The organism is Burkholderia sp. Bp9012, from assembly GCF_003853825.1.
Taxonomy (GTDB): Bacteria; Pseudomonadota; Gammaproteobacteria; order Burkholderiales; family Burkholderiaceae; genus Burkholderia; species Burkholderia diffusa.
Genome location: NZ_QTQA01000004.1, coordinates 123,995 through 150,545, shown reverse-complemented (window position 1 = coordinate 150,545; position 26,551 = coordinate 123,995). Strand labels below are relative to the sequence as shown.

Annotated in this window: 23 protein-coding genes, 7 tRNA genes and 1 pseudogene; 9 read left to right on the top strand and 22 right to left on the bottom strand. The window is 66.8% G+C overall.

Annotation, left to right across the window (positions count from 1 at the left end; genetic code table 11):
• Positions 1-30 precede the first annotated feature (30 nt).
• The gene (gene thiD, locus DIE11_RS06830; protein WP_059599908.1) at positions 31-840 is read left to right on the top strand and encodes a bifunctional hydroxymethylpyrimidine kinase/phosphomethylpyrimidine kinase; all 810 of its coding nucleotides are present in this window, start codon (positions 31-33) and stop codon (positions 838-840) included.
• 18 nt (positions 841-858) lie between these two features.
• Here the strand turns inward: thiD and DIE11_RS06825 are convergent, their stop codons facing one another.
• From DIE11_RS06825 to tsaB, 4 genes are read right to left on the bottom strand one after another with little or no spacing between them, the layout of a single operon-like run.
• The gene (locus tag DIE11_RS06825) at positions 859-1,818 is read right to left on the bottom strand and encodes a DUF1853 family protein (RefSeq protein ID WP_124622416.1); all 960 of its coding nucleotides are present in this window, start codon (positions 1,816-1,818) and stop codon (positions 859-861) included.
• Complete coding sequence (locus tag DIE11_RS06820; protein ID WP_124622414.1) at positions 1,815-2,861, bottom strand: uracil-DNA glycosylase; 1,047 nt, start codon at positions 2,859-2,861, stop codon at positions 1,815-1,817. The genes DIE11_RS06825 and DIE11_RS06820 overlap by 4 nt, the downstream gene beginning before the upstream one ends.
• Positions 2,848-3,348, bottom strand: a complete 501-nt coding sequence (gene rimI / locus DIE11_RS06815) for a ribosomal protein S18-alanine N-acetyltransferase (RefSeq protein WP_059681917.1) — start codon at positions 3,346-3,348, stop codon at positions 2,848-2,850. Before rimI ends, DIE11_RS06820 begins: the two co-directional genes overlap by 14 nt.
• Positions 3,345-4,112: a tRNA (adenosine(37)-N6)-threonylcarbamoyltransferase complex dimerization subunit type 1 TsaB gene (gene tsaB, locus DIE11_RS06810; protein ID WP_124622412.1), complete on the bottom strand. Its 768-nt coding sequence runs from the start codon at positions 4,110-4,112 to the stop codon at positions 3,345-3,347. Before tsaB ends, rimI begins: the two co-directional genes overlap by 4 nt.
• Positions 4,113-4,259: 147 nt before the next feature.
• Between tsaB and DIE11_RS06805 the strand changes: the two genes are divergently transcribed.
• The 3 genes from DIE11_RS06805 to aceA all read left to right on the top strand — a co-directional run bounded on the left by DIE11_RS06805 (position 4,260) and on the right by aceA (position 8,117).
• Positions 4,260-4,529 carry an acyl-CoA-binding protein gene (locus DIE11_RS06805; protein WP_124622410.1) on the top strand — a complete coding sequence of 90 codons (270 nt, stop codon included), beginning with the start codon at positions 4,260-4,262 and terminating at the stop codon, positions 4,527-4,529.
• A gap of 359 nt (positions 4,530-4,888) precedes the next feature.
• Positions 4,889-6,430 (top strand): DEAD/DEAH box helicase, encoded by a 1,542-nt coding sequence (locus DIE11_RS06800; protein WP_124622408.1) that lies wholly within the window; start codon positions 4,889-4,891, stop codon positions 6,428-6,430.
• 379 nt (positions 6,431-6,809) lie between these two features.
• A complete protein-coding gene (aceA, locus tag DIE11_RS06795) occupies positions 6,810-8,117 on the top strand; it encodes an isocitrate lyase (RefSeq protein WP_059599902.1) in 1,308 nt (435 codons plus the stop codon).
• A 222-nt stretch (positions 8,118-8,339) separates the two neighbouring features.
• Here the strand turns inward: aceA and DIE11_RS06790 are convergent, their stop codons facing one another.
• A complete protein-coding gene (locus tag DIE11_RS06790; protein WP_057929788.1) occupies positions 8,340-8,774 on the bottom strand; it encodes a universal stress protein in 435 nt (144 codons plus the stop codon).
• A gap of 159 nt (positions 8,775-8,933) precedes the next feature.
• Positions 8,934-9,839, bottom strand: a complete 906-nt coding sequence (locus DIE11_RS06785) for a LysR family transcriptional regulator (protein ID WP_124622406.1) — start codon at positions 9,837-9,839, stop codon at positions 8,934-8,936.
• A gap of 153 nt (positions 9,840-9,992) precedes the next feature.
• Here DIE11_RS06785 and DIE11_RS06780 point away from each other — a divergent pair, with 153 nt between their 5' ends.
• Together DIE11_RS06780 and aceB are read left to right on the top strand one after the other, a co-directional pair.
• On the top strand, positions 9,993-10,754 hold the full coding sequence (locus tag DIE11_RS06780; protein WP_124622404.1) for a haloacid dehalogenase type II: 762 nt from the start codon (positions 9,993-9,995) through the stop codon (positions 10,752-10,754).
• 67 nt (positions 10,755-10,821) lie between these two features.
• A complete protein-coding gene (gene aceB / locus DIE11_RS06775) occupies positions 10,822-12,414 on the top strand; it encodes a malate synthase A (RefSeq protein ID WP_124622402.1) in 1,593 nt (530 codons plus the stop codon).
• A gap of 128 nt (positions 12,415-12,542) precedes the next feature.
• Here the strand turns inward: aceB and DIE11_RS06770 are convergent, their stop codons facing one another.
• Complete coding sequence (locus DIE11_RS06770) at positions 12,543-12,956, bottom strand: gamma-glutamylcyclotransferase (RefSeq protein WP_124622400.1); 414 nt, start codon at positions 12,954-12,956, stop codon at positions 12,543-12,545.
• 316 nt (positions 12,957-13,272) lie between these two features.
• Between DIE11_RS06770 and DIE11_RS06765 the strand changes: the two genes are divergently transcribed.
• Entirely contained in the window at positions 13,273-14,151 is an 879-nt protein-coding gene (locus tag DIE11_RS06765; protein WP_124622398.1) for a helix-turn-helix domain-containing protein, read from the top strand.
• A 39-nt stretch (positions 14,152-14,190) separates the two neighbouring features.
• On the opposite strand, the gene DIE11_RS06760 is transcribed toward DIE11_RS06765, so the two are convergent.
• The 9 genes from DIE11_RS06760 to gltX all read right to left on the bottom strand — a co-directional run bounded on the left by DIE11_RS06760 (position 14,191) and on the right by gltX (position 17,554).
• On the bottom strand, positions 14,191-14,655 hold the full coding sequence (locus DIE11_RS06760; protein ID WP_124622689.1) for an N-acetyltransferase: 465 nt from the start codon (positions 14,653-14,655) through the stop codon (positions 14,191-14,193).
• 316 nt (positions 14,656-14,971) lie between these two features.
• Positions 14,972-15,048 (bottom strand) — tRNA-Asp (locus DIE11_RS06755).
• A gap of 82 nt (positions 15,049-15,130) precedes the next feature.
• Positions 15,131-15,206, bottom strand: a tRNA-Glu gene (locus DIE11_RS06750).
• A gap of 65 nt (positions 15,207-15,271) precedes the next feature.
• A tRNA-Asp gene (locus tag DIE11_RS06745) sits at positions 15,272-15,348 on the bottom strand.
• Positions 15,349-15,430: 82 nt separating this feature from the next.
• Positions 15,431-15,506 (bottom strand) — tRNA-Glu (locus DIE11_RS06740).
• A gap of 63 nt (positions 15,507-15,569) precedes the next feature.
• A tRNA-Asp gene (locus tag DIE11_RS06735) sits at positions 15,570-15,646 on the bottom strand.
• 82 nt (positions 15,647-15,728) lie between these two features.
• Positions 15,729-15,804, bottom strand: a tRNA-Glu gene (locus DIE11_RS06730).
• 137 nt (positions 15,805-15,941) lie between these two features.
• A tRNA-Ala gene (locus tag DIE11_RS06725) sits at positions 15,942-16,017 on the bottom strand.
• A 127-nt stretch (positions 16,018-16,144) separates the two neighbouring features.
• Positions 16,145-17,554, bottom strand: coding sequence for a glutamate--tRNA ligase (gene gltX, locus DIE11_RS06720; protein ID WP_124622396.1), 1,410 nt, complete (start codon positions 17,552-17,554; stop codon positions 16,145-16,147).
• A gap of 280 nt (positions 17,555-17,834) precedes the next feature.
• Between gltX and DIE11_RS06715 the strand changes: the two genes are divergently transcribed.
• Positions 17,835-18,761, top strand: a complete 927-nt coding sequence (locus DIE11_RS06715) for a patatin-like phospholipase family protein (RefSeq protein ID WP_059679314.1) — start codon at positions 17,835-17,837, stop codon at positions 18,759-18,761.
• 143 nt (positions 18,762-18,904) lie between these two features.
• Here DIE11_RS06715 and DIE11_RS06710 read toward each other — a convergent pair whose 3' ends face one another.
• From DIE11_RS06710 to DIE11_RS06685, 6 genes are all read right to left on the bottom strand, one after another.
• The gene (locus DIE11_RS06710; RefSeq protein ID WP_124622394.1) at positions 18,905-19,579 is read right to left on the bottom strand and encodes a C40 family peptidase; all 675 of its coding nucleotides are present in this window, start codon (positions 19,577-19,579) and stop codon (positions 18,905-18,907) included.
• A 128-nt stretch (positions 19,580-19,707) separates the two neighbouring features.
• Positions 19,708-21,330, bottom strand: a complete 1,623-nt coding sequence (locus DIE11_RS06705; RefSeq protein ID WP_059599479.1) for an ABC transporter ATP-binding protein — start codon at positions 21,328-21,330, stop codon at positions 19,708-19,710.
• On the bottom strand, positions 21,327-22,424 hold the full coding sequence (locus DIE11_RS06700) for an ABC transporter permease (RefSeq protein ID WP_059599480.1): 1,098 nt from the start codon (positions 22,422-22,424) through the stop codon (positions 21,327-21,329). Before DIE11_RS06700 ends, DIE11_RS06705 begins: the two co-directional genes overlap by 4 nt.
• 75 nt (positions 22,425-22,499) lie before the next feature.
• Positions 22,500-23,543 (bottom strand): microcin C ABC transporter permease YejB, encoded by a 1,044-nt coding sequence (locus DIE11_RS06695; RefSeq protein ID WP_124622392.1) that lies wholly within the window; start codon positions 23,541-23,543, stop codon positions 22,500-22,502.
• A 54-nt stretch (positions 23,544-23,597) separates the two neighbouring features.
• Positions 23,598-25,481 carry an extracellular solute-binding protein gene (locus DIE11_RS06690; protein WP_124622390.1) on the bottom strand — a complete coding sequence of 628 codons (1,884 nt, stop codon included), beginning with the start codon at positions 25,479-25,481 and terminating at the stop codon, positions 23,598-23,600.
• Positions 25,482-25,662: 181 nt separating this feature from the next.
• A complete protein-coding gene (locus DIE11_RS06685) occupies positions 25,663-26,025 on the bottom strand; it encodes a hypothetical protein (protein WP_059599493.1) in 363 nt (120 codons plus the stop codon).
• Between the two features lie 250 nt (positions 26,026-26,275).
• Here DIE11_RS06685 and DIE11_RS37520 point away from each other — a divergent pair.
• Positions 26,276-26,404: pseudogene (locus DIE11_RS37520) on the top strand (efflux RND transporter permease subunit); the annotation flags it as partial.
• Positions 26,405-26,551 lie beyond the last annotated feature (147 nt).

Sequence of the window (26,551 nt, the reverse complement as noted above, 5' to 3'; positions counted from 1 at the left end):
CGCCGGTCTTCGAACCGGCGCGTTGCCCCGATGACGCACCCGATACCCAACATCCTGACGATCGCCGGCTCCGATTCGGGCGGCGGCGCAGGCATCCAGGCCGACCTGAAGACCTTTTCCGCGCTCGGCGCGTATGGCGCGAGCGTGATCACGGCGCTGACCGCCCAGAACACGCGCGGCGTGACCGGCGTGCACACACCGGACGCAGCGTTCGTGACCGCGCAGCTCGACGCGGTGTTCGGCGATATCCGCATCGATGCGGTCAAGATCGGGATGCTCGCGAACGCGGCGATCGTGCACGCGGTCGCCGACGCGCTGCGCCGTTACGCACCGCGCTTCGTCGTGCTCGACACGGTGATGATCTCGAAGAGCTCGCACGCGCTGCTCGCGCCCGATGCCGTCGACGCGTTGCGCGATGTGCTGCTGCCGCTCGCGACGGTCGTGACGCCGAACCTGCCCGAGGCGGCCGCGCTGCTGAACGATGTGCCCGCAACCACCGAAAACGACATGGTCCGGCAAGGCCGGGCCTTGCTGCAGACGGGCGCGCGCGCCGTGCTGATGAAAGGCGGCCACCTGCCTGACGCGGCCGCGAGCCCTGACTGGCTCGTCGAAGCGACACGCACCGTGCGGCTCGAGGGCGCACGCGTGCCGGTCAGCAACACGCACGGCACCGGGTGCACGCTGTCGTCGGCGATCGCCGCGTTGCTGCCGCAACAGCCCGATCTCGAGAGCGCGGTGCGCGAAGCGAAGGTCTATCTGACCGGCGCAATTGCCGCGAGCGGCCAGCTCGACGTCGGCCACGGCGTCGGCCCCGTCCATCACTTCCATCGCTGGTGGTAAGCGCCGGCTGACGCAGCGTCAGTGGTCCTGCGCGGCGAACGCCCGCGCACGCGCCGGCCAGTCGTCCGGGACGATGAAGCCGCGCGCCGTCTCCCGCCATGCGCCGCCGCCGTCCTGTCGATGCACGCCGATCAGCGCAGGCGCCTGGCGCGCCGTCAATACGGACGGCAGCTCGAGCGAGTGCGCCAGCGGTTCGGGCGCGGCGTCGGGCGCCAACCGCCGCGGCGCGAGCCACGCCAGCCGCGGCAGCACGTTCCACGCCGCGCCGTCGGGTTGCGCGGCGGCCCAGGCCGGCCACTGCGCATGCGTGAGCCAGAACCCACGCGGATGATCGGCCGCGATTTCCGCGGCCACCGGCGGCAGCGGCACGCCGTGCGGATAGAACAGCCAGCCCTTGATGAACATCTGCGCATCGGACGGCGCGCCGTAGCCGAGCAGTGCGAACCCGTGGCGATCGCTCAGCCGCAACTGATGCTCGAGCAACCGGCTGCGCTTGCGGTCGAGGCGATCGACGAGATTCGGCCCGACGAAATCCGCGAGCGATGCGTCGCCGTCCACCGGCGCGCATAGATAGCACTTCACCGCGAGTTCCCAGTGCAGGCGCTGCCCGCCCGGCGCATCGACGAGAAAATCGACTTCGCCGAGCGTCTTGCCGTTGCTGCGCAGCGGCAGATTGGCGGCGACGAGCCGCAGCGACGGCCCGTGCGTGAGGAAATACTCGAGCAGGCATTCGGCATAGCGGCCGAGTCGCACGGGTCGTAGCCCGTCGAGCACGCGGTGCAGCGGCTCCGGCGCGGCATCGAGCGCGACGAGCCACGCTTCGACGGCCACCCGCTCGACCGCGTCCGACCACGGATGCGCGAGCGGCGCGCCGGGCGCCGCGGTAAGCAGGCTCGGGCTCGCGAGGAGCCAGCCCAGATCGCGGACCGCGGCATCGTGCAGCGTATCGACGAACGCGAACGCCGCACCGCGCGTCATTGTCCGGCCGGTCCGTTCGCGTCGGCACCCTCCGCCTGCCGGAACGTATCGCGCGCCAGGCACAGGTCGGCCCACGCCTTCGACTTGTCCTGCAGGCTGCGCAGCAGGTACGCAGGGTGATAGGTAACGATCACCGGCACGCCTTCATACGTGTGCACGCGGCCGCGCAGCGAGGCAATGCTCGCGTCCGTCTTCAGCAGCGTCTGCGCGGCGAAGCGGCCGAGCGCGACGATCAGCTTCGGCTTCACGAGCGCGACCTGGCGCTGCAGGTACGGCTCGCAGCGCGCGACCTCGTCCGGTTCCGGATTACGGTTGCCCGGCGGGCGGCACTTGATCACGTTCGCGATGTAGACGTTATCGCCGCGCTTGAGCGCGAGCGACTGCAGCATGTTGTCGAGCAGCTTGCCTGCCTGGCCGACGAACGGCTCGCCCTGCTTGTCCTCGTTTTCGCCGGGCGCCTCGCCGATCAGCATCCAGTCCGCTTCTCGATCGCCCACACCGAATACGGTATTGGTGCGCTTCTCGCACAGGCGGCAGCTCGTGCAACCGGCGACGCGTGCGGCCAGCGCATCCCAGTCGAGCATCGCCACCGGGGGTGCGGCGGGACGTGCTTCGTCCGGCGGCAGCGGATCGCCGGGGGGCGCCGCGTCGAACCAGGCGAAATCATCTTCGGTCACGGGCGGCATGTCGTCCGCGGCAGCGGCCGGTGCGGGCTTGGTGGACGCGCGGTCGTCATCGCTCGCGACACGTGCGGCCGAACCGGCTTCGTCCGCCGGTGCCGCATCGCGTGCGGTTGCGCCGACCGGCGGCGTATCGTCACGTGCGAGTGCACGCGTCACAGGCGGCTGCGTGTCGCGAGACTGCTCCGCGACCGGCCGGGGCGTTGCCGCGACGGTTGCGGTCGCAACGGCGGAGACGTTGCCCGCCGCGCCGGACGCGGCCGTCGGCGTTGCGCCCGCTTCATCGCTTTCCGCACGCTGCCCGCGCCGCACCCATATTTGCGCGAGCCCCATTTCCTCGAGCGCTGCTTCAGCCCACGCCATGCGCGTCCCCTTCGTCCTTGTTCAGCGTCAGACGCATCACGATCGCGTCCTCCCGGCTGCGATGCCGCGCCGGATAGTAGTTCTTGCGCCGGCCGATCGTCACGAAGCCGAAGCGCTCGTACAGATGGATCGCGCGCAGATTGGACGGCCGCACCTCGAGCAGCACGCCGTCGAGCCGTTCGGCGCGCGAGATACGCACGGCTTCGCGCAGCAGCGCGAGGCCCGCGCCCGACTGCTGGGCCGCCGGGGCGACGCACAGGTTCAGCAGGTGCATCTCGTCGATGACCGGCATCAGCACGCAATAGCCGACGAGCGCGCCCGTCACGTGCCGCAGGCACACGCCGAAATAGCCGTTGCGCAGCGAATCCTCGAAATTGCCGCGGCTCCACGGGAATTCGTACGCGACCTGCTCGATCGCGACGACTTCGTCGAGATCGGTATCCGTCATCGGCGACAGATAGCGGTCGCTCAACAATACGCCCGTCATCCTTTCTCTCCGCCCGTCTGCGCGGCGCGGGCCGCGATGCGCTCGGCGGTGGTCTGCGCGACCTTGTCGCGCACGTACTCCGGTGCCGCCTGGTCGGCCGGCACCGTACGGCCGGCGCGGAACGCCCGCAGCGCGGCATGCGCGACCGCCAGCGCATGGGGCAACGCTTCCCCGTCGACCACGGCCGCGGCGGCCGCGGCCGGCAACTGCGTGCCGAATGCGGCCGCCGCATTGCCAGCGAGCGTGAACGGCGCGTCGGGCACGCCGACGGCGCCCGGCGCATCGAGCGACGCAGGATGCACCGTGCGCCAGTCGCCCGCCTGGTCGTCCCACGCGAAGTCGGCCCAGTATGCTTCGTCCATTCGCGCATCGAGCGCGGCCAGCACGCGCGTCGTGCCGGGCGCGCGCAGCCGCGCATGCTCGGCGCACGCGAGCAGCGTGCTGACCGGCACGACCGGCAGCCCGCACCCGAACGCGAGACCCTGGGTAATGCCGGTCGCGGTACGCAGCCCGGTAAACGAGCCGGGGCCCGCGCCGAATGCGATCGCGTCGCAATCGGCGAGCGTGAGGCCCGATTCGGCGAAGAGCGCCTGGATGGCCGGCAGCACGCGCGTGCTCGACACGGCGCCCGTCAGCTCGTGGCGGACCCAAGTTTGCGGGGTGGAAACGGCGTCATCGGCCGGAGCCGAGCGCAGCAGCGCGACCGAGCAGTATTCGGTCGACGTATCGATGGCGAGGAGCACTGTTTGCGTCATGGCCGACATTGTAATGCGGCGCCCCGTTCCCACGGGCGATCGGGCCCGATCTGTGCGCGCGTTCGGCGCCGGCGGCGGTTTGGAAGGATCGCTCGACCCCGCGCGGCGGTCCGCTTGTTAAGATCGCCCGACCTGAAACCCTTACGGAGACACCCGATGAGCGAACTCACCGCCCAATTCGACCAGGCCCAGATCGACGTCAAGCAACTGACGGAACGGCCGGGCAACCTGACCCTGCTGCGCCTGTATGCGCTCTTCAAGCAGGCAACTGACGGCGACGCACACGGCGACAAGCCGGGCTTCACCGACATCGTCGGCAAGTACAAGTACGACGCGTGGGAAGCGCTGAAAGGCACGACCCAGGATGCGGCGAGGCAGCAGTACATCGAACTCGTCGAATCGCTGAAGAACGGCACGGCTTCCTGACCGAACCTCGCCCGTCGCAATAAGCAATCAAATCAGTGGCGCAGCGCAGCAAAAGTCTTTATAATGCGGCCTGCGTCATCCCCGCGCTCGGCTCGCATGCCGTTCCGGCCCGACGCCTCGTAGCGTTAAGCTCCAATCCGGTTTAGAACCTGTCCCCTCCTGCTTCGACCCTCGCGGTCGTCACTTATCAGGCTGGCGGCCCCGCTCCAGAAGCGCGCCGCACCCAAAACAGCTTCTAATGCCTCATCCGCCGACTGTTCGGCGGATTGCACCCGTTTCCCGATTTGCTCGCTGAATCCGACGACTTGGGTATGCGCGATTGGCGCCGACGTTTCACCCACTGTGTTTCAAGGATTGTTATGACTTCGAGCATCAACTCCAGCCCGCTCAACGCGATCGCCGACCAGGCGCTCGGTCTCGACGACGACGCCGTACCGGCCGCGGTCGAACCGGCGTCGGACGAGCCGAGCTTCGCGTCGCTCGGGTTGTCGCCGGAGATCGTCTCCGCGCTGCAGGCCGCCGGCTATGTGAAGCCGACGCCGGTCCAGCAGCGCGCGATTCCGGCCGGCATCGCCGGCCGCGACCTGCTGGTGTCGAGCCCGACCGGTTCGGGCAAGACGGCCGCATTCATGCTGCCCGCGATCGAACGCTTCGCGCAGCTCCAGAAGACGCTGGCGCAGCAACCGCGCGCGCCGCGCGAACCGAACCAGGGCGACCGCCGTGCGCGCCGCCCGCAACCCGTCGCGCGCCCGGGCCTGCTCGTGCTGACGCCGACCCGTGAACTCGCGATGCAGGTCACCACGGCCGCATCGACCTACGGCAAGCACCTGAAGCGCCTGCGCACGGTCAGCATCCTCGGCGGCGTCGCCTACGGCCAGCAGCTGATGCTGCTCGCGAAGAACCCCGAAATCCTGGTCGCCACGCCGGGCCGCCTGCTCGACCACCTCGAGCGCGGCCGTATCGACCTGTCCGAGCTGAAGATGCTCGTGCTCGACGAAGCCGATCGCATGCTCGACATGGGCTTCATCGACGACATCGAGACGATCGTCGCCGCGACGCCCGCGTCGCGCCAGACGATGCTGTTCTCGGCCACGCTCGACGGCAAGATCGGTTCGCTGACGAGCCGCCTGCTGAAGGACCCCGAGCGCATCGAGATCCAGCAGCGCCTCGAGTCGCGCGCGAACATCGCGCAGACCGTGCACTACGTCGACGACCGCGACCACAAGGATCGCCTGCTCGATCACCTGCTGCGCGACGACGCGCTCGACCAGGCGATCATCTTCACGGCAACCAAGATCGACGCCGACCAGCTCGCCGGCCGTCTCGCCGACGCTGGCTTCGAATCGGCCGCGCTGCACGGCGACCTGCCGCAGGGCGCGCGTAACCGCACGATCCGTGCGCTGCGCGAGCGCCGCGTGCGCGTGCTGGTCGCGACCGACGTCGCGGCCCGCGGCATCGACATCCCTGGCATCACGCACGTGTTCAACTACGACCTGCCGAAGTTCGCGGAAGACTACGTGCACCGTATCGGCCGTACGGGCCGTGCCGGCCGTTCGGGCACCGCGGTGAGCCTCGTGCACCACGCCGAACAGGGCGCGCTCAAGCGCATCGAGCGCTTCGTGCGCTCGCCGCTGCCGGTCAACGTGATCGAAGGCTTCGAGCCGCGCAAGGCACCCCTGCGCAACGATCGCGGCACTGGCGGCCGCGGCCGTCCGGGCGGCGGTAACGGCGGTCGTCGTTTCGGCGGCAAGCCGGGCGGCGGTCATGGCGGCAACGGTCGCAGCTACGGCGGCGGCAATGGCGGCGGCTGGAGCGGCAAGCCCGGCGGCAGCCGTGACGGCGGCCCGCGTCGCGACGGCCAGCGCAGCAGCGGCCCGCGTCGCAGCAATTCGGCGTCGTAAGCACGCCCGGGCGGCCCTGCGCCGCCCCGCCCATCCGGCAGACCGGCGCACCCGCGCCGGTTTTTTTTCGTCCGGCGCCAAATTTCACGATACGAAAAATTTTTTTGCGTCGTAAAAAATCATGCTGCGCAGCACAACCTTACAATTGCGAGATGGGAAAAATCGTTTCTCATTGCGAAATTGAACTCACAAATCATTGATTAATAACAATTAAAAAGTTTAGTGCTTCTTGAGCCAACCTCTGTTTCGCTCCGATCGGTTTGCCTACACTCTTATACAAGACTTCCAGGAACGGCACGCACCCTGCCCCCGTTTCGAGAACGGCATCAGTACCTTCCGATTCGACGATCTGGCAACACACCGCATCAAGGAGCTCATCATGTCGCGACAGCAACAGACACAGGAACTGCAAACGCAATGGGAAACCGATCCGCGCTGGAAGGGCATCAAGCGCAGCTACACGGCTGAGGACGTGGTTCGCCTGCGCGGCTCGATCGCCGTCGAGCACACGCTGGCCAAGCGCGGCGCGGAAAAGCTGTGGAGCCTCATCAACGAAGAGCCGTTCGTCAACGCGCTCGGTGCGCTGACCGGCAATCAGGCGATGCAGCAGGTGAAGGCCGGCCTGAAGGCAATCTACCTGTCCGGCTGGCAGGTGGCCGGCGACGCGAACGTCGCGGGTGAAATGTACCCGGACCAGTCGCTGTACCCGGCGAACTCGGTGCCGCTCGTCGTCAAGCGCATCAACAACACGCTGACGCGTGCCGACCAGATCCAGTGGTCCGAAGGCAAGAACCCGGGCGACGAAGGCTACGTGGACTTCTTCGCGCCGATCGTTGCCGATGCGGAGGCCGGCTTCGGCGGCGTGCTGAACGCGTTCGAACTGATGAAGGCGATGATCGAGGCAGGCGCATCGGGCGTCCACTTCGAGGACCAGCTCGCGTCGGTGAAGAAGTGCGGCCACATGGGCGGCAAGGTGCTCGTGCCGACGCGCGAAGCGGTCGCAAAGCTCACGGCGGCGCGTCTCGCGGCGGACGTGATGGGCACGCCGACCGTGCTGGTCGCGCGGACCGACGCGGAAGCGGCGGACCTGATCACGTCCGACATCGACGACAACGACAAGCCGTTCCTGACGGGCGAGCGCACGGTCGAAGGCTTCTTCCGCACGAAGCCGGGCATCGGGCAGGCGATCTCGCGCGGCCTCGCGTATGCGCCGTACGCCGACCTCGTCTGGTGCGAAACGGGCAAGCCGGATCTCGAGTACGCGAAGAAATTCGCGGAAGCGATCCACAAGCAGTTCCCGGGCAAGATGCTGTCGTACAACTGTTCGCCGTCGTTCAACTGGAAGAAGAACCTCGACGACGCGACGATCGCGAAGTTCCAGAAGGAGCTCGGCGCGATGGGCTACAAGTTCCAGTTCATCACGCTGGCCGGCTTCCATGCGCTGAACTACTCGATGTTCAACCTCGCGCACGGCTATGCCCGCACGCAGATGAGCGCGTTCGTCGAACTGCAGCAGGCCGAGTTCGCGGCGGCGGACAAGGGCTTCACGGCCGTCAAGCACCAGCGCGAAGTCGGCACTGGCTACTTCGACGCCGTTACGCAGACGGTCGAGCGCGAAGCCTCGACGACCGCGCTGCACGGCTCGACCGAAGACGAACAGTTCTTCGACGGCAAGAAGGTCGCATAACGCGCGAAAGAAAGCGTCACGCCGTTGCCCGCCCGTCACGCGACGGCGCGGCATCGGCTGCACGGGACAACAATCAGGGAGGAGACGGCAGGCGCGCGGTGACCCGTGCGACCCGCCGCGCGGCCTGCGGCCGCCAGCAACGACGCGCGCCGGCTTCGTCCGGCGCGCCTTTTTTCGGCGGCGCTGCCGTGCCGCCGCCCGCGGCCATACACGGCGCCGCGTCTACCGATAGACGATCACTGGAATTTTCGTATGGGTCAGCACGCGCTGCGTTTCGCTGCCGATCAGCAGACTGCCGAGCCCGCGGCGTCCGTGCGACGCCATGAAGATCACGTCGCAGCCGCCGCGTTCGGCCGCCTCGATGATGCCGAGGTACGGCGAGGGGTGCACGCTGGTCCAGCTGTCGCAGACGACGCCAGCTGCTTTCGCGGCCGCCTGCACGTCGTCCAGGTGTGCGCGCGCCTCGCGCTCGCTGCGTGCCCGGAAATCGGCGGGCGGCTCGATGATCACTTCGGAAAACGGCGAGTACGGATACTGCGGCAGGCACGCATAGGCCGTGACCTGCGCGCCGACCGCACGCGCCAGATCGATCGCGCCGTCGATCGCCTTCTGCGACAGCTCGGAACCGTCGGTTGGAACGAGGATGTGCCGGAACATCGCGCCCTCCTGCGTCAGACGCACCGCGCGCGCCGCGAACCCATGCGGGCCGGCCCGGGCGCGTCGCGCATGCCAGTTTCGATTGTAGTGCGCGAAACCGGGCGACCGGCGCCGGCAGCGGGTTCGCCCTCATATCGGAAACGCGCGGACGGGCGCGCCCTACTCGCCCCAATACCCGGGCCGTTCGTAAGTATGTTTCAGGTAATCGAGAAACAGGCGCACGCGCAGCGGCAGGTGGCGGCGCTGCGGAAACACCGCGTGGATGCCGATCGGCGGCGCCGCGAACGCGTCGAGCACGCTGACGAGGCGGCCGGCCGCGATGTCTTCGCCGACCTCCCACCACGATCGCCATGCCAGGCCGTGGCCGGCAAGACACCATTCGTGCAGCACCGCGCCGTCCGAGCATTCCATCGTGCCGTTCACGCGGATCGACACGACCTTGTCGTCCTCCTGGAACACCCAGCCGCGTTGCTGGTTGGCGTTCGCGGCCAGCGCGAGGCAGTTGTGGCGCGCGAGTTCCGCGAGCGTGGCCGGCGTGCCGCGTCGCGCGAGATACGCGGGGGACGCGACGCACACGCGCCGGTTCTCGCCGAGCTTCAGCGACACCAGCGACGAATCGGGCAACTCGCCGAGCCGCACCGCGCAATCGAACCCTTCGTTGACGAGATCGACCATCCGGTCGGAGAGGTCGAGCGTGACCGACACGTCCGGATGCGCGCCACTGAATTCGGGCACGAGCGGCGCGACGTGGCGGCGGCCGAAACCGGCCGGCGCGGAAATGCGCAGGTGGCCGCTCGCCTTCACGCCGCCAGCGGACACGCTCGCCTCCGCGTTCTGCATGTCGTTGATGATCCGCTGGCAATCCTCGAGGAAGGCCGACCCCTCGAAGGTCAGTGTGAGCTTGCGGGTCGTGCGCACCAGCAGCTTGACGCCGAGCCGCTCCTCGAGCGCGTCGAGGCGGCGGCCGATGATCGCCGGTGCGACGCCTTCCGCATGCGCCGCCGCCGACAGGCTGCCCTTCGTCGCGACCGCGGCGAACGTTTCGATCTGTTTGAACCGGTCCATGACTCGCCAGGGTGGTGCTCCCGCCCTTCAAATAGCTTGAGCGGTCAAGATTATGTATATAAAAGTAAAAGATCAAGTGATGATTAGCGTCTTTTTTAGCATCTGCCATCACGAATAGAATCGACCCGACCTCTGAAACTGGAGCGCAAGGCTATGTCGGCCACAACGACACTCTCCTCTCCCGACGCAATCCTCTTCGACGCATTCGGTACGTTGTTCGACGTGCATGCGGTCGTGGCCGCGGCAGAGCAGATGTTTCCCGGTCACGGGGAGCGGTTGTCGCAGCAGTGGCGACGCAAGCAAATCGAATACTCGCAGTTGCGCACGCTCGCCGATCCGTCCGGCGCCCGCTATCGCCCGTTCCGCGACATCACGCTCGACGCGCTGCGGTTCGCCGCGCGCGTGCTCGGCCTCGCGCTGAACAGCGCGGCCGAGAAGCGGCTGATGGACGAATACGCGTGCCTGTCCACCTATCCCGACACGGTGCCCGCGCTGCGCAAGCTGCGCGCGCTCGAACCGCGCCCGCCGCTCGCGATCCTGTCGAACGGCAACCCGGAGATGCTCGACATCGCGATCAAGAGCGCCGGCATGACCGGCCTGTTCGATCGCGTGCTGTCGGCCGACGCGGTGCGCGCGTACAAGCCGAGCCCGGTCGCGTATGCGCTTGGCACCGCCGCGTTCGGCGCGAATCCGCGCGACATCGTGTTCGTGTCGTCGAACGCCTGGGACGTCGCGGGGGCCGGCTGGTTCGGCTACACGACGTTCTGGCTCAACCGCACGGGCGCGCCCGCCGAGGAACTCGGCGTACCGCCCGACGGCACCGGCAGCGGCATGGCCGACCTGCTCGCATTCCTCGCCACCCCGGCTCCGTCCGGCAGACCCGCGAATCGCGCGCGCCCCGGCCCGGGCGCATGACGTTCGCGGCGCTGCCGCCTTCCCCCTTCACCGAAACCGCAACTGACCGACCAAGGAGATGAGACTCATGAGCACCCCGATCACGCTGCCGCAAGGCATGGCGATCACCGGCGAAATCAAGCCGGGTTACGAAGCGATCCTGACGCCTGAAGCGCTCGCACTCGTCGCGGCGCTGCACCGCGCGTTCGAGCCGCGCCGCCAGGCACTGCTGCAGGCCCGCGTCGAGCGCACCAAGCGCCTCGACGCCGGCGAACGCCCCGATTTCCTGGCCGATACGAAGGCGATCCGCGAAGGCGACTGGACGGTCGCGCCGCTGCCGGCCGACCTGCAATGCCGCCGCGTCGAGATCACCGGCCCCGTCGAGCGCAAGATGATCATCAACGCGCTGAACTCCGGCGCCGATTCGTACATGACGGACTTCGAGGATTCGAACGCGCCGAGCTGGACGAACCAGATCGACGGCCAGATCAACCTGAAGGACGCCGTGCGCCGCACGATTTCGCTCGAGCAGAACGGCAAGTCGTACCGGCTGAACGACAAGGTCGCGACGCTGATCGTGCGTCCGCGCGGCTGGCACCTCGACGAGAAGCACGTGACGGTCGACGGCCAGCGCGTGTCCGGCGGCATCTTCGATTTCGCGCTGTTCCTGTTCCACAACGCGAAAGAACTGATCGCACGCGGCTCGGGCCCGTACTTCTACCTGCCGAAGATGGAAAGCCATCTCGAGGCGCGCCTGTGGAACGACATCTTCGTCGCCGCCCAGGAGGCAGTCGGCGTGCCGCGCGGCACGATCCGCGCGACGGTGCTGATCGAAACGATCCTCGCGGCATTCGAGATGGACGAGATCCTGTACGAACTGCGCGAACACAGCTCGGGCCTGAACGCCGGCCGCTGGGACTACATCTTCTCGGCGATCAAGAAGTTCAAGAACGACCGCGACTTCTGCCTGGCCGACCGCTCGAAGATCACGATGACGGTGCCGTTCATGCGTGCTTACGCGCTGCTGCTGCTGAAGACCTGTCACAAGCGCAACGCGCCGGCGATCGGCGGGATGAGCGCGCTGATTCCGATCAAGAACGATCCGGAAGCGAACGACAAGGCGATGGGCGGCGTGCGCTCGGACAAGCAGCGCGACGCGACCGACGGCTACGACGGGGGCTGGGTCGCGCACCCGGGCCTCGTGCCGATCGCGATGGAAGAATTCGTCAAGGTGCTCGGCGACCGGCCGAACCAGATCGCGAAGCAGCGTGACGACGTCCAGATCGAAGGCAGGAACCTGCTCGACTTCCAGCCTGAAGCACCGATCACCGAAGCCGGCCTGCGCAACAACATCAACGTCGGCATCCATTATCTCGGCGCCTGGCTCGACGGCAACGGCTGCGTGCCGATCCACAATCTGATGGAAGACGCGGCGACCGCCGAGATCTCCCGCTCGCAGGTATGGCAATGGATCCGCTCGCCGAAGGGCGTGCTCGACGACGGCCGCAAGGTCACGGCCGAGCTCGTACGCGAATTCGCGAAGGCCGAGCTTGAGAACGTGAAGCGTTCGGTCGGCGGCAACACGGAGCCGTACGAGCGTGCCGCGGCGATCTTCGAGCAGATGTCGACGTCGGAAGGCTTCACCGAATTCCTGACGCTGCCGCTGTACGAGGAAATCTGACGACGCGGACCGGGTCGACCTGCTCGCCCCGACCTGCCCGCCGCCGGTCGCGCGACACGGCGGCATGAAAAAAGCGCCCTGCGGGGCGCTTTTTATTTTTGCCGTGCCGCCGTTCGCCGCGCGGACGCTCAGGCGGCTTCCCGCTCGCGCCGGTGCTGAACCCAGTCGCCCGACGCAATGCGCGGTCGGTCGGCTGCCGCATGCGCGGCGACCGGATAGTAGACGCACGCATACGCACGGCCGCCGAGCTCGACGATCACCGGCTCCTGCCGGAACAGCGTGTCGACGCCCGGATAGACGCGCTCGATCTCGTCGAGCACGGGCACCAGTTGTTCGTCGATCTCGTAGACGTCGCCCCATACGAGCGACTGGCCGGCCGGCCCGGCGACCATGCCCGGATACGTGCCGAAATCGTACAGTTCGCCCGGCAGCGCGGCCGCACCGAGCAGCGTCGGCGCGGCGATCCCGTGCCGCGCGGCCGCATGGCCGATGTCATTGGCCTCTCCCGCTCTCAACGTGCCGTAGACGAATACGTAGCGCATTGTGGTTCTCCTCTTCGATTCAGGTGTTGCCGTGCCGGGCCGTCGCGGCCGCGCCGCGGGCGCCGGCGTCGCCGGGGCGCCGGGGCGCCGCTCGCGCGAGGACGCGGCCGCCTCGATAGACCGCGCCGGCGACCCGATGGTTCTTTTCGGCACGATGGGGCGCACTGGCCCGGCACCCGGATTGCGTCGGCCGGAACGCGTGCGGCCCCATACAAAGTTCATTTGAACGGTGCATTATCGGCCGAAAAACCGCCGCATGCGCCTGCGCGGCGCCTTCTAAAATAACGGCATCGCCGCCGAGCCGACCGAATCGTCCATGAATCCGCCTGCCCAAGCCGACGCATCGAATCCCTACGACGTCATCGACATCCCGCCCGAGTTCGCGCCGACCCGCGTCCATCCGATGCGCGTAAGGGCGCGGCAGGTGGATGCCGGCCGCCGGATCCCGCTGCACACGCACGCGTGGGCGCAACTTGCGTATGCGTCTCGCGGCGTGCTGCGCGTCGCGACGACCGGGACGACCTGGATGGTGCCGCCTTCCCGAGCGATCTGGGTGCCGCCGCACGTCACGCACGAGGTCGTGATCGTCGAGGAAGCGTACTTGCGCACGCTGTATATCGACGAGTCGGTCGTGCCGGACGGGCTCGACGCATGCCGGGTCGTCGAAGTGACCGGCCTGCTGCGCGAACTGATCGTCGCACTCGACGCGCGCGACCTGAGCAGCGAACGCGAACGGCTGCTGTGCGGGCTCGTGCTCGACGAACTGAGCCGCGCCGAACCGCTGCCGCTCGCGGTGCCGATGCCCGACGAGAAGCGGCTGCGCCTGCTGTGCGAGTCGGTGCTCGCGCAACCCGCGCATGCGGAATCGCTCGAACACTGGGCGGGTGAGGTCGGCGCAAGCACGCGCACGATTTCGCGGCTGTTCAAGCAGGAACTGGGCGTGAGTTTTTCGCAGTGGCGGCAGCAGGCGCTGCTCGCGCGCGCGATTCCACTGTTGAACCAGGGGCGTCCTCTGTCACATATCGCGCGTGAGCTCGGCTACCAGAGTCAGAGCGCGTTTTCGGCGATGTTCCGGCGCGCGTTCGGCGAAAGCCCGCGCGCATTCATGCTGCGCGGCTATGAGCATCGCGGCTCGGAAGACGGCATCGCCACCGACGACATCCCCGACGACGACGCGATCGGCACTGCACGCTGACCGTCGCCAGGTTGCCTCCGGCCTTGCGCCGTTGCGCATTCAGACTGCGCGCACCATATGCCGGATCGATCCGAGCTGCGCCAGCCTGGGCCCGGTGACGCGGTACCCCATGCGCTGGTAGAGTTTCGCGGCCGGATTGTCGACGAACACGCGCAACTGCAGTTCGTGCAGCCCGCGGGCGCGCGCCCAACGATGCGACATGTCGAGCATGTAGGTGCCTGCACCCTGCCCGCGATGGCCGGCTGCGATCTGCACGTCGCGGATGTGCAGCGAATCGCCCTCCTCGGTCACGCGCAGCACGCCGATGCGTTGACCGTCGGCTTCCAGGATGAAGTTTTCGGATTCGCGCCAGCTCGCATAGAACAGATCGCTGCGCCAGACGAGGCCATGGCGCTTGTAATAGCCGCCCATGTTGCCGTGCGTGAGCGCCTCGGCAAAGGGAAAATCGCCAGGCTCCGCTGGCCGGAGCTGATACAGCAATCGCAGGTCGGTCGGATCGAGCATCGCGCGGGGGTCAAGTACGCATCCCGCCACGATAGCGCAGTCGCGGGCGGATGCAATCGCGAATTTCTCGTAGCGACGCGCGGATCGGCGATGCAAATGAAAAAGCCCGCGCGAGGCGGGCTTTTTCATTTTCTGGCGGAGCGGACGGGACTCGCCTACATCCCGCAGGCCGCGGCTGCGCGTGCACGCGCAGCCCTTCGAGTCCCGCCGGAAGCCGCGCAGGCGGCTTCCTCCACTCCGCAATCACGCGCCCGCAAGCGGGCACGAACGGAAACGCAAATGAAAAAGCCCGCACGAGGCGGGCTTTTTCATTTTCTGGCGGAGCGGACGGGACTCGAACCCGCGACCCCCGGCGTGACAGGCCGGTATTCTAACCGACTGAACTACCGCTCCAGCTTCCTTCACTCTCACCTGCAGAACCTCGTTCACGTCCTGCAAGCGTTGCGACACTTCTACTACGAAACGCCGCTGAATCTGGCGTCCCCTAGGGGATTCGAACCCCTGTACTCACCGTGAAAGGGTGATGTCCTAGGCCTCTAGACGAAGGGGACAACGTACTGCTTACATCTTTAATGCAAAAGCCCGTTCAAAACGTCCATTTGAACGGGCCTTGTTCTGGCGGAGCGGACGGGGCTCGAACCCGCGACCCCCGGCGTGACAGGCCGGTATTCTAACCAACTGAACTACCGCTCCAGCTTACTTCACTCTCACCTGCAGAACCTCGTTCACGTCCTGCAAGCGTTGCGACACTTCTACTACGAAACGCCGCTGAATCTGGCGTCCCCTAGGGGATTCGAACCCCTGTACTCACCGTGAAAGGGTGATGTCCTAGGCCTCTAGACGAAGGGGACAACGTACTGCTTACATCTTTAATACAAAAGCCCGCTCAAAAACGTCTTGAACGGGCTTCGTTCTGGCGGAGCGGACGGGACTCGAACCCGCGACCCCCGGCGTGACAGGCCGGTATTCTAACCGACTGAACTACCGCTCCAACTTTCTGCACCGTTACCTGCAGGACGTCGGTTACGTTCTGCAAGCCTCGCGACACTTCTACTACGAAACGCCGCTGAATCTGGCGTCCCCTAGGGGATTCGAACCCCTGTACTCACCGTGAAAGGGTGATGTCCTAGGCCTCTAGACGAAGGGGACATAATCTTTTCAGATCTGTCTGACTTTCGCTATTCACTCATCATCAACAGCGAAGGCCGAAATTTTAACTGCTTTAAATCATTTTGTGAAGCATTTATTACTACCACTGCTTCGCAAATCAATCCATTCTGCTCTGATGGTGGAGGTAAGCGGGATCGAACCGCTGACCTCTTGCATGCCATGCAAGCGCTCTCCCAGCTGAGCTATACCCCCTTGCAGAACAGAAATGAGATTATATGGACCGAATTTGAACTTGTAAATACCCTTTTTGCGATTCGAGCGAATTTTTTTGCGAAGCCGCCGCGATGTCATGCACGGGCGGCTTCGCCCCGCCCCAACCTCAGGCCAGCGCACCCTCGATGCGCGACACCACGATGTCGCGACCGAACAGTACGAGCACCGCGTCGATCGACGGCGTATGCGTCGTGCCCGCCACCAGCAGGCGCACCGGCATCGCGAGCTGCGGCATCTTCAGCTTGTGCGCGCCGAGCGTCGCCTTCAACGCGGCGGACACCGCCTCCTTCGTCCACTCGGCTGCCTTCAGCGCAGCGACGAGATCGGCCAGCGCCGGGCGCACCGCATCGGTCACGTGCTGCGCAAGCGCGTCGGCGTCCGGAGCCGGCACGCGGTAGAACATCGCGGCGCCTTCGGCGATCTCCTTGACCGTCGTCGCGCGATCCTTCATCAGGCCGACCACCGCGTCGAGCGCCGGGCCCGTCGCAATCGCCGCGTCGTCGATGCCGAGCGCCGAGATGAACGGTTTCGCCAGCGCGGCGAGGCGCGCGTTGTCCGCTTCCTTGATGTAATGGGCGTTCAGCCAGCTCAGCTTGCTGTGATCGTATTGCGCGGGCGACTTGCCGAGATGCTCGAGGTCGAACCATTCGACGAACTGCTCGCGCGAGAAGATTTCGGCGTCGCCGTGCGACCAGCCGAGACGCGCGAGGTAGTTGACGACCGCCTCCGGCAGGAAGCCCGCGTCGCGATACGCCATCACGCTCATCGCGCCATGCCGCTTGCTCATCTTCTCGCCCTGCTCGTTCAGCACGGTCGGCAGGTGCGCATAGACGGGCGGCTCGCCGCCGAGCGCGCGCAGGATGTTGATCTGGCGCGGCGTGTTGTTCACATGGTCGTCGCCACGGATCACGTGCGTGATGTTCATGTCCATGTCGTCCACGACCACGCAGAAGTTGTAGATCGGCGTGCCGTCCGGACGCGCGATCACGAGGTCGTCGAGTTCCTCGTTCGAGATCTCGACACGCCCCTTCACCGCGTCGTCCCACACGACCGTGCCGGTCAGCGGGTTGCGGAACCGCAGCACGGGCTTCACACCGGCCGGCGGCTCGGGCAGGACCTTGCCCGGCTCCGGACGCCACGTGCCGTCGTAGCGCGGCTTGAGGCCAGCCTCGCGCTGGCGTTCGCGCAGCGCGTCGAGTTCCTCAGCCGACATGTAGCACGGGTACGCGAGCCCCTGCTCGAGCATCTGCGCGAGCACCGCGCGATAGCGGTCCATCCGCTGCATCTGGTAGATCGGGCCTTCGTCGAAATCCAGGCCGAGCCACTGCATCCCCTCGAGGATCGCGTCGACGGCTTCCTGCGACGAGCGCTCGACGTCGGTATCCTCGATACGCAGCACGAACGTGCCTTTCATCTTGCGCGCGAACGCCCACGGATAGAGCGCGGAGCGGATGTTGCCGAGGTGGATGAAGCCGGTGGGACTCGGCGCGAAGCGGGTACGGACAGGACGGGTCATAAACGGTAACTCGAACGCCTGGGGCGCATGAATGATTCGACGCGGGATCGACGGCGACAGCCCGGACAGCAATGGGGCCGGCCGCGCCCGGAACGGGAAAGAAGCCGGAATTATACTCGCGCCGGTCTTCGCGCCAAGCGCGCCGCTTGCTTTATGATGTGCGCGCCGCGGCCGCCAGCCGGCGCCGCGCCGGCCGCCCGGTTTCTGCCGCACGGCCGCTCGGAACCTATCGCCGCCGCGGGCCGCCCGGCCCGCCGCCAAGCCGCCGGAGAACCACACGATGTCGTCCCCTCGCCTGTCGCGCCGTCACTTCACGATCGCATGCGCATCCGCCAGCCTCGCCGCTTGCACGTCGTTCGGCGACAAGTCCCGCCCCGACAACGCCGCGAATCCCGCGCAGTCGCGCGAGAAGCCCGTGAAGATCGGCATCGCGCTCGGCGGCGGCGCCGCCCGCGGCTTCTCGCACATCGGCGTGCTGAAAGCGCTGGAGGCGCGCGGCATCCCGGTCGAGATCGTCGCCGGCACGAGCGCGGGCTCGGTGGTCGGGGCACTGTACGCGTCGGGGATGAGCGGGCTGCAAATCAACAAGATCGCGCTCGACATGGATCAGGCGGCGATCAGCGACTGGGCGCTGCCGTTCCGCTCGCGCGGGCTGCTGCAGGGCATCGCGCTGCAGAACTTCCTGAACAAGACGCTCAACAACCGGCCGATCGAAAAGATGGCGAAGCCGCTCGGCGTCGTCGCGACCGACCTGCAGAACGGCCAGCCGATTCTGTTCCAGCAGGGCAATACGGGGCTTGCGGTGCGCGCGTCGTGCAGCGTGCCGTCGGTGTTCGAGCCCGTGAAGATCGGCAACCGCGAATACGTCGACGGCGGTCTCGTGAGCCCGGTGCCCGCGTCGTTCGCGCGCAAGATGGGCGCGAACTTCGTGATCGCGGTCGACATCTCGTCGCGACCGGACGGCGCGGCGACCAGCAACCCGATCGAGATGCTGCTGCAGACCTTCACGATCATGGGTCAGACGATCAAGACCTACGAGCTCGACAAATACGCGGACGTCGTGATTCGCCCGAACCTCGCGGCGATGGGTGGCAGCGACTTCAACCAGCGCAACGCGGCCATCCTCGCGGGCGAAGAAGCGGTCGCGCGCATCATGCCCGAGTTGCAGCGCAAGCTTGCGGCAGCCCGCGGGGCAGCAGCGGCATAAGCGGACGCATCGCGGGGCACGGCGTGTAACGGGGCGCCACCGGCGCCGACGCCCCCAACCCGCCGCTTCCGCGCCCCCAAAGCAAAAAACCCTGCCGCCTTTCGGTGACAGGGTTTTTTCATCCGGCCGATCGCCGGCGTGCGTCAGTTGCTGCCGTTCGCCGCGTCGTCGCCGATCGTCGCGCGCACGCGTTGGCGCAGGTCGTCGGCCTTCATCGGGAACGCCGATTCGATCCGGCGCGCACCGGTGAAACGCTTTTCCCAGTAGCCGCTGTCGAGATCGTCGACGCGAACCGTGCTGCCCGTCGACGGCGAATGCACGAACTTGTTGTCGCCGATGTAGATGCCGACGTGCGAGAACGTACGGCGCATCGTGTTGAAGAACACGAGGTCGCCCGGCTTCAGGTTGCTCATGCTGACCTTCTCGCCGACGCGGCTCATCTCTTCCGCGCGACGCGGCAGCGACATGCCGAGCGTGTCCTGGAACACGTAGCGCACGAAGCCACTGCAATCGAGGCCGGAATCCGGCGAGTTGCCGCCCCAGCGGTAGCGCACGCCGATCATGTTCAGCGCGCCGACGACCACGTCGCCTGCCTTGCCGGCCATGCCGGCGAGGAACGACTTCGCGCCGCCGCTCGACGGCTGCGCGCTGGTCTGCTGGAGGGACGAATTCGACCCGATTTGAGTCGAATTCGTGACATTCTGGTTAAAACTGCTGACTTCGTCGGCGAACGCGACGGGAGCTGCTGCGAACAGGGCGCCGATGAACAGCCCGGCGAGGGTGCGCGCGCATGCCTGGGTCAGGGATCGATGCTGCATTGGTCGATGGAATGTGCTTAAAAATCAGCTGATTGGCGGAAAATTTCGGTCGATACTAGCCAGCGCGTAATCGTTTGTCAAAACAAATTAAAAAATACAATCGAGATAGTCAGACCATTGGACGCCTATCACGCTTTCCAGACCGCTTTCAACAGCTTTTGTGTGTAAGGATGTGACGGTTTCGTGAAGATATCGGCCACGTCCCCGGACTCGACGATCGCCCCGCCCTGCATCACCGCGACCCGATGCGCCATCGCGCCGATCACCTCCAGATCGTGGCTGATGAATACATAACCGAGGTTGTATTTCTGTTGCAAATTCGCGAGCAGTTTCAGCACCTGCTGCTGGATCGACACGTCGAGCGCGGAAGTCGGTTCGTCGAGGATCAGGATGCGCGGCTCCAGCACGAGCGCGCGCGCGATTGCGATCCGCTGGCGCTGCCCGCCCGAGAATTCGTGCGGATAGCGATGCAGCACCGTGCGGTCGAGGCCGACTTCGCGCAGCACAGCCAGCGACTTCGCGCGGCGCGCGTCCGGCGTCAGCTCCGGGCGATGCAGTTCGAGCCCCTCGCCTACGATCCGCTCGATCGTGTGACGCGGCGACAGCGAGCTGAATGGATCCTGAAAGACGACCTGCATGTTCGAGCGCAGCGCGGTCTGTTCGCGGCCACGGTAGGTCGACAGCGCGCGCCCCTGGAATTCGATCTCGCCGTGCACCGTCCGTTGCAGCCCGAGCAGCGCCATCGCGAGCGTCGACTTCCCTGAACCGGATTCGCCGACGATCCCGAGCGTCTCGCCCTGCCGCACCGACACGGACACGTCCGCCACCGCCGTCACGGGCATCGTGCCGAACCAGCCCGCGAAGCCCGGCCGCTTGCGCGCGAACTGCACGCTGACGTGGCGCGCTTCGAGCACGACGGGCGCGATCGGCAGCACCGGCGCGACCGTGCGCTGCGGCCGGCTATTCAGCAGCCGCCGGGTATACGGATGCTCCGGCTCCGCGAAGATCCGCTCGACCGACCCGCTTTCGACCAGCTTGCCGCGCTCCATCACCGCGACCCGCTCGGCGAAGTGCCGCACGAGGTTAAGGTCGTGCGTGATCAGCAGGATCGCCATCCCGCGTTTTTCCGCCTCCTCGCGCTGCAACTCGAGCAGCAGATCGACGATCTGCGCGCGGATCGTCACGTCGAGCGCCGTGGTCGGCTCGTCCGCGAGCAAGAGCCGCGGCCGGCACGCGAGCGCCATCGCGATCATCGCGCGCTGCCGCTGGCCACCCGACAGCTGATGCGGGTAACTGTCGACGCGCTTCTCCGGCTCCGCGATGCCGGTGCGGGCGAGCAGCGCGATCGCGCGCTTGCGCGCCTCCCCCGCCGTCACGCCGTCGTGCAGCACGATCGTCTCGCCGATCTGCGCGCCGATCGTGTACAGCGGGTTGAGCGCGGTCATCGGCTCCTGGAAGATCATCGCGATGGCCGAGCCGCGCAGCCCGCGCATCTCGCGCTCGCTCTTGCCGGCGAGGTCGTGCCCGGCGAAGCGGATCGTGCCGCTCACGTCGGCGTCGCGCAGCAGCCGCAGGATCGACAGCGCGGTCACGCTCTTGCCCGACCCCGACTCGCCGACGAGCGCGACGCGCTCGCCGCGGCCGATCGCGAGCGTCACGTCGTCGACGGCCACCGTGTCGCCGAAGCGCACGTGCAGATGCTCGAGCGACAGCAGCGGTTCGCCCGCGTTCGATACGACCGTGTCGCTCATCGCTGGCCTCCTGCCGCGCGCACCGAGTCGGCGATCCGCGTGTCGAGCGCGTTGCGCAGCGCGTCGCCCATGAAGGTCAGCAACAGCAGCGTCGCGACCAGCACGCCGAACGTCGACAGCGAGATCCACCACGCGTCGAGATTGCCCTTGCCCTGCGCGAGCAGCTCGCCGAGGCTCGGCGTCGGTGGTGGCACGCCAAGCCCGAGGAAGTCGAGGCTCGTGAGCGCGAGGATTGCACCGCTCATCCGGAACGGCAGGAACGTGATCACGGGCGTCATGCTGTTCGGCAGCACGTGGCGCCAGATGATCTGCCAGTTCGTGAGCCCCATCGCGCGGGCCGCCCGCACGTAGTCCTGCGTGCGGTTGCGCAGGAACTCGGCACGTACGTAGTCGGCCAGGCCGATCCAGCCGAACAGCGACAGCAGCACGATCAGCAGCAGGAAGCTCGGCTCGAAGATCGATGCGAAGATGATCAGCAGGTACAGCTCGGGCAGCGAACTCCAGATCTCGATCAGCCGTTGCCCCACGATGTCGATGCGTCCTCCGAAGAAGCCCTGCACTGCGCCAGCGGCGATCCCGAGCAACGTGCCGATCGCGGTCAGGATCAGCCCGAACTCGACCGACACGCGGAACCCGTACACGAGCCGCGCGAGCAGGTCGCGCCCCTGCGCGTCGGTGCCGAGCCAGTTCGCGCGCGACGGCGGCGCCGGGTTCGGCACGGTCGAAAAGTAATTCAGCGTGTCGTAGTAATAGCGGTTCGGCGGATAGACGACGAAGTTGCCCGGCGCCTCGAGCCGCTTGCGGACATACGGATCGAGATAGTCGGCCGGCGTCGGGAAGTCGCCGCCGAAGGTCGTCTCCGGATACGCATGGAACATCGGGAAATAGGTCTGGCCGTCGTAGCGCACGACGAGCGGCTTGTCGTTCGACCATAGCGGTGCCGCGAGGCTCGCGGCGAACGCGACCGCAAAGATGACGAAGCTCCAGTAGCCGAGGCGCTGCTGGCGAAAGCGCTGCCAGACGCGGCGCGCGGGCGAAGGTGACACGCGCGCGCGCGCCGCGTCGATGCGGGACGACACGACGGCCCGGTTCATCGCGCACCTCGCCCGGCGAGCGCGGGCAGGCGGATAGGCGCGCCGACGAACGGCGTGCTGGCGGACGGTTTCATGTCAGCGCTCCAGATTGTCGAATTGAATGCGCGGGTCGACCCACACGTAGCAGAGGTCGGAGATCAGCTTGGTCGCGAGCCCGATCAGCGTGAACAGGTACAGCGTGCCGAGCACGACCGGATAGTCGCGCCGCACGACCGACTCGTACGACAGCAGCCCGAGGCCGTCGAGCGAGAACAGCGTCTCGATCAGCAGGCTGCCCGTGAAGAATGCGCCGATGAACGCGGCTGGAAACCCGACGATCAGCGGCAGCATCGCGTTGCGGAACACGTGCTTCCACAGCACGGTGCGCTCGGCGAGCCCTTTCGCGCGCGCGGTCAGCACGTACTGCTTGCGGATTTCGTCGAGGAACGCGTTCTTCGTGAGCATCGTGATGACCGCGAAACTGCCGACGACCGATGCGGTGATCGGCAGCGCGATGTGCCACAGATAGTCGAGCACCTTGCCGGCGAGCGACAGCTGGGAAAAGTTGTCCGATGTCAGCCCGCGCAGCGGGAACAACTGCCAGAACGACCCGCCACCGAACAGCACGAGCAGCAGCACGCCGAGCACGAAGCCCGGAATCGCATAGCCGACCAGCACGATGAGGCTCGTCGCGACATCGAACGGCGAACCGTTGCGCACGGCCTTCGCGATGCCGAGCGGCACGGAGATCAGATAGGTGACGAAGAACGTCCACAACCCGATGCTGATCGACACCGGCAGCTTCTGCACGATCAGCGACCACACGCTCTGGTGGCGGAAGTAGCTATCGCCGAGATCGAAGCGCGCGAAGCGTTTCAGCATCAGCCAGTAACGCTCGAGCGGCGGCTTGTCGAAGCCGTACAGCGCCTTGAGCTGCGCGAGCTGCTGCGCGTCGACGCCGGTATGCGCACGCATCCCGAACGGCGCCGCGCCCTGTTCCGTCGCGCCCTTGCGCAGTTCCTGCACGGCCTGTTCGACCGGGCCGCCCGGCACGAACTGGATCACCGCGAACGTGAGCGTGAGCACGCCGACGAGCGTCGGGATCATCAGCAGCAGGCGTTTGAGGATGTAGCTCCACATAGGGCGTCGACTCGCGATCGATAGGCTGGGTTGAACGAAGGGCCGGCAGGCTTCTCAGTGATCGGGCTTGGCCCACCAGGTCGACACGACCCAGCCCTCGGCCGAATAGTACAGCGGCAGCGTCTGCGGATAGCCGAGCGTGCGCTTGTAGGCGATCCGGTGCGTGGTGCTGTACCACTGCGGGACCGCGTAATAGCCATGCATCAGCACGCGATCGAGCGCATGCGTCGCGTCGAGCAGGTCGTCGCGCGTCTGCGCGGCGCCGAGCGCATGCAGCAGCGTGTCGACGGCCGGCGACTTCAGGCCGATGATATTGTCGGAGCCCGGCTCGTCGGCGAACTTGCTGGCGTAGCGCGAGAACTGCTCCGCGCCCGGCACCTGTACGCCCGGCAGGCGGACCGTCGTCATGTCGTAGTCGAACGCGTCGAGCCGCTTCTGCAGCAGCGCGTAATCGGCCGTGCGAAAGCGCGCGTCGATGCCGAGCTTCGCGAGATTGCGCTGGTAGGCGGTCACGACGCCTTCCATCGCCGCGCCCGAATCGTCGAGAATCTCGAACGTGAACGGCTCGCCCTGCGCGTTGCGCAACGCGCCGTCGCGGTAGGTCCAGCCGGCCTGCGCGAGCAGCGCGCGCGCCTTCAGCAGATTCGCGCGCAGCGAGCCCGGCGGGTTTGTGTTCGGTTGCGTGACCATCGGCCCGAACACGGCCGGGTCGAGCTGCGCGCGCAACGGCTCCAGCAGTTTCAGCTCGCCCGGGCCCGGCGTACCGGTCGCCTGCAGGTCGGTATCGGCGAAATAGCTGTCGAGGCGCGTGTACGCGCTATAGAACAGCTGGCGGTTCAGCCATTCGAAGTCGAACGCGAGATCGAGCGCCTGGCGCACGCGCACGTCGCGAAACTGCGGGCGGCGCAGGTTCATGAAGAAGCCCTGCATGCCCGCGCCGTTGTGCTGGCGGAATTCACGCTTGACGAGCTCGCCGCTGTCGAAGCGCTTGCCGACGTCGCGTCGCGTCCAGTTGCGCGCGATGTATTCGACCAGCACGTCGTACTCGCCGGCCTTGAACGCCTCGAGCCGCGCGACGCCGTCGCCGTACAGCTTGTAGACGATCCGCTCGAAGTTGTCGGTGCCGATCCGCACCGGCAGATCGGCGCCCCAGTACGCGGGATTGCGCCGGTACGTAATGGTGCGGCCGTTGTCGTAGCGCTCGATCAGGTACGGGCCGCTGCCGATCGGCTGTTCGAACGCGAGCTGGTCGAACGGAATCCGCGAACCGTCCGCGCGCAGCCCCCACTTGCGCGAGAACACCGGCACGCCGCCGGCGATCAGCGGCAGCTCGCGGTTCGCGCTGCGGAATTCGAAGCGCACGGTCGCGGGGTCGACCACCACGGCCTTCGCGATTTCAGCGAAATATGCGCCGAACTGCGGTGCGGCCAGCTTGCTCTTGAGCGTGTCGAACGAGAACCGGACGTCCTCGGCCGTGACCGGATCGCCGTTCGAGAAGCGCGCGCGCGGATTCAGGTGGAACGTGACCGAGCGGCGGTCCGGCGCGATCGCGATGTCGTCGGCGAGCAGCCCGTAGGCGGATGACGGTTCGTCCATGCTGCCGGTCGCCAGGCTCTCGAACAACATGTCGATGCCCGGCGCAGGGTTGCCGCGCATCGTGAACGGATTGAACTTGTCGAACGACGTCAGCCGGTTCGGGTTCGCGAGCACGAGCGTGCCGCCCTTGGGCGCGTCCGGGTTCACGTAGTCGAAATGCTTGAAGCCCGGCGGATATTTCGGCTCGCCGTACTGCGCGATCGCATGGGCCGCGTGCGCGGCCGTCGCGGCGAGTACCGCCTGTATTATCCATGCTGCCGCCGTGCGGCCGGCGGCACGTACTGCACGCGCGGCGCCGAAGCGGGTGCGCGTGGCGGCGGCCCGGGGCGAACCCTTCGTCATAGAGGCCCTGTCGGTCGATTGAGGGATGGAACGTGGGTCGATTCTACCCATTCAATTCGACGTCGAGCCAGCGTGCGCCTTTTCGCGCGTGGCGCCAACGCATCGCGACCGCCGCGCGCGGCCCGCGCAGGCAAAAGAAAACCGCCACGCGGGCGGTCTTCATCTCATGCGCGCATGTCGATCAACGCCAGCCGTTGTGGCGGCCGTTATCCCAATGACCGTGACCGCGATCGCCGCCCCAGCCGCGGCCATGATGGCGATACCACTCGTCGCGGCCCCAGTAGCGGCGGCCGTCCCAGTAACGATCGCCGTGCCAGCCGATCACGATCGCCGGTGCCGGCGCGTAGACGGGCGCCGGTGCATACACGGGCGCCGGCTGGTAGACGACCGGCGGAGGCGGCGGCGCATACACGGGCGCGGGCGCGACGTAGACTGGAGCCGGCACGCCGACGTTGATCCCGACATTGACTCCCGCCATTGCTGCGCCCGACACGAGCAAGGCCGTCATACCGGTCAAGAGCGAGGCAATACGCAAAGTCTTCATGGATTCCTCTTCGAGTTGTTTCATGTGTGATTCGACTATAGCGACAAGCGCCGTCCCGGCATATTTCAAGTTTGTAAGAACTGATGCGCAGCGTCGCAACGGGAAGCGCCCGCTAACGTCTTGTAACAATTGGCGCCCGGCCGTCGCGCCCGCCTGCCCGGCCCGCCTTGCGGTGCCGGCCGAGGGCCCGTTCCGCCCTTCCTAGAACATCTTTCATCCTGGCCCGCGCCCGGCGTCAAGCGGCGCAGCTTTGACGCTCGGCGGACCCGCGCTCGCGGTCGGCATTCTCGTCGACGATGCGACCGTCACTATCGAGAACGTAAACTGGCACCTCGAACAGGCCAAGGGCGTCCGCGGCGCGGTCCTCGACGGCGCGAAGCATCGGCTCGCCGCGGAGTACCGCACGGACTGCTCGCCTGCGCTGACGGCTGACGCGGGCACGAGCACGCACTGACGACCGGTGTGCATTGCACGGCCGAAATGAGAAAAAGGCGGCACTCGCGTGCCGCCTTTTTTGCATGAAGCG

Bases quoted from the DNA above. Each gene is read 5' to 3' on its own strand.
- thiD (WP_059599908.1), top strand. From the start codon at position 31: ATGACGCACCCGATACCCAACATCCTGACGATCGCCGGCTCCGATTCG.
- DIE11_RS06825 (WP_124622416.1), bottom strand. From the start codon at position 1,818: ATGACGCGCGGTGCGGCGTTCGCGTTCGTCGATACGCTGCACGATGCC.
- DIE11_RS06820 (WP_124622414.1), bottom strand. From the start codon at position 2,861: ATGGCGTGGGCTGAAGCAGCGCTCGAGGAAATGGGGCTCGCGCAAATA.
- rimI (WP_059681917.1), bottom strand. From the start codon at position 3,348: ATGACGGGCGTATTGTTGAGCGACCGCTATCTGTCGCCGATGACGGAT.
- tsaB (WP_124622412.1), bottom strand. From the start codon at position 4,112: ATGTCGGCCATGACGCAAACAGTGCTCCTCGCCATCGATACGTCGACC.
- DIE11_RS06805 (WP_124622410.1), top strand. From the start codon at position 4,260: ATGAGCGAACTCACCGCCCAATTCGACCAGGCCCAGATCGACGTCAAG.
- DIE11_RS06800 (WP_124622408.1), top strand. From the start codon at position 4,889: ATGACTTCGAGCATCAACTCCAGCCCGCTCAACGCGATCGCCGACCAG.
- aceA (WP_059599902.1), top strand. From the start codon at position 6,810: ATGTCGCGACAGCAACAGACACAGGAACTGCAAACGCAATGGGAAACC.
- DIE11_RS06790 (WP_057929788.1), bottom strand. From the start codon at position 8,774: ATGTTCCGGCACATCCTCGTTCCAACCGACGGTTCCGAGCTGTCGCAG.
- DIE11_RS06785 (WP_124622406.1), bottom strand. From the start codon at position 9,839: ATGGACCGGTTCAAACAGATCGAAACGTTCGCCGCGGTCGCGACGAAG.
- DIE11_RS06780 (WP_124622404.1), top strand. From the start codon at position 9,993: ATGTCGGCCACAACGACACTCTCCTCTCCCGACGCAATCCTCTTCGAC.
- aceB (WP_124622402.1), top strand. From the start codon at position 10,822: ATGAGCACCCCGATCACGCTGCCGCAAGGCATGGCGATCACCGGCGAA.
- DIE11_RS06770 (WP_124622400.1), bottom strand. From the start codon at position 12,956: ATGCGCTACGTATTCGTCTACGGCACGTTGAGAGCGGGAGAGGCCAAT.
- DIE11_RS06765 (WP_124622398.1), top strand. From the start codon at position 13,273: ATGAATCCGCCTGCCCAAGCCGACGCATCGAATCCCTACGACGTCATC.
- DIE11_RS06760 (WP_124622689.1), bottom strand. From the start codon at position 14,655: ATGCTCGATCCGACCGACCTGCGATTGCTGTATCAGCTCCGGCCAGCG.
- gltX (WP_124622396.1), bottom strand. From the start codon at position 17,554: ATGACCCGTCCTGTCCGTACCCGCTTCGCGCCGAGTCCCACCGGCTTC.
- DIE11_RS06715 (WP_059679314.1), top strand. From the start codon at position 17,835: ATGTCGTCCCCTCGCCTGTCGCGCCGTCACTTCACGATCGCATGCGCA.
- DIE11_RS06710 (WP_124622394.1), bottom strand. From the start codon at position 19,579: ATGCAGCATCGATCCCTGACCCAGGCATGCGCGCGCACCCTCGCCGGG.
- DIE11_RS06705 (WP_059599479.1), bottom strand. From the start codon at position 21,330: ATGAGCGACACGGTCGTATCGAACGCGGGCGAACCGCTGCTGTCGCTC.
- DIE11_RS06700 (WP_059599480.1), bottom strand. From the start codon at position 22,424: ATGAACCGGGCCGTCGTGTCGTCCCGCATCGACGCGGCGCGCGCGCGC.
- DIE11_RS06695 (WP_124622392.1), bottom strand. From the start codon at position 23,543: ATGTGGAGCTACATCCTCAAACGCCTGCTGCTGATGATCCCGACGCTC.
- DIE11_RS06690 (WP_124622390.1), bottom strand. From the start codon at position 25,481: ATGACGAAGGGTTCGCCCCGGGCCGCCGCCACGCGCACCCGCTTCGGC.
- DIE11_RS06685 (WP_059599493.1), bottom strand. From the start codon at position 26,025: ATGAAGACTTTGCGTATTGCCTCGCTCTTGACCGGTATGACGGCCTTG.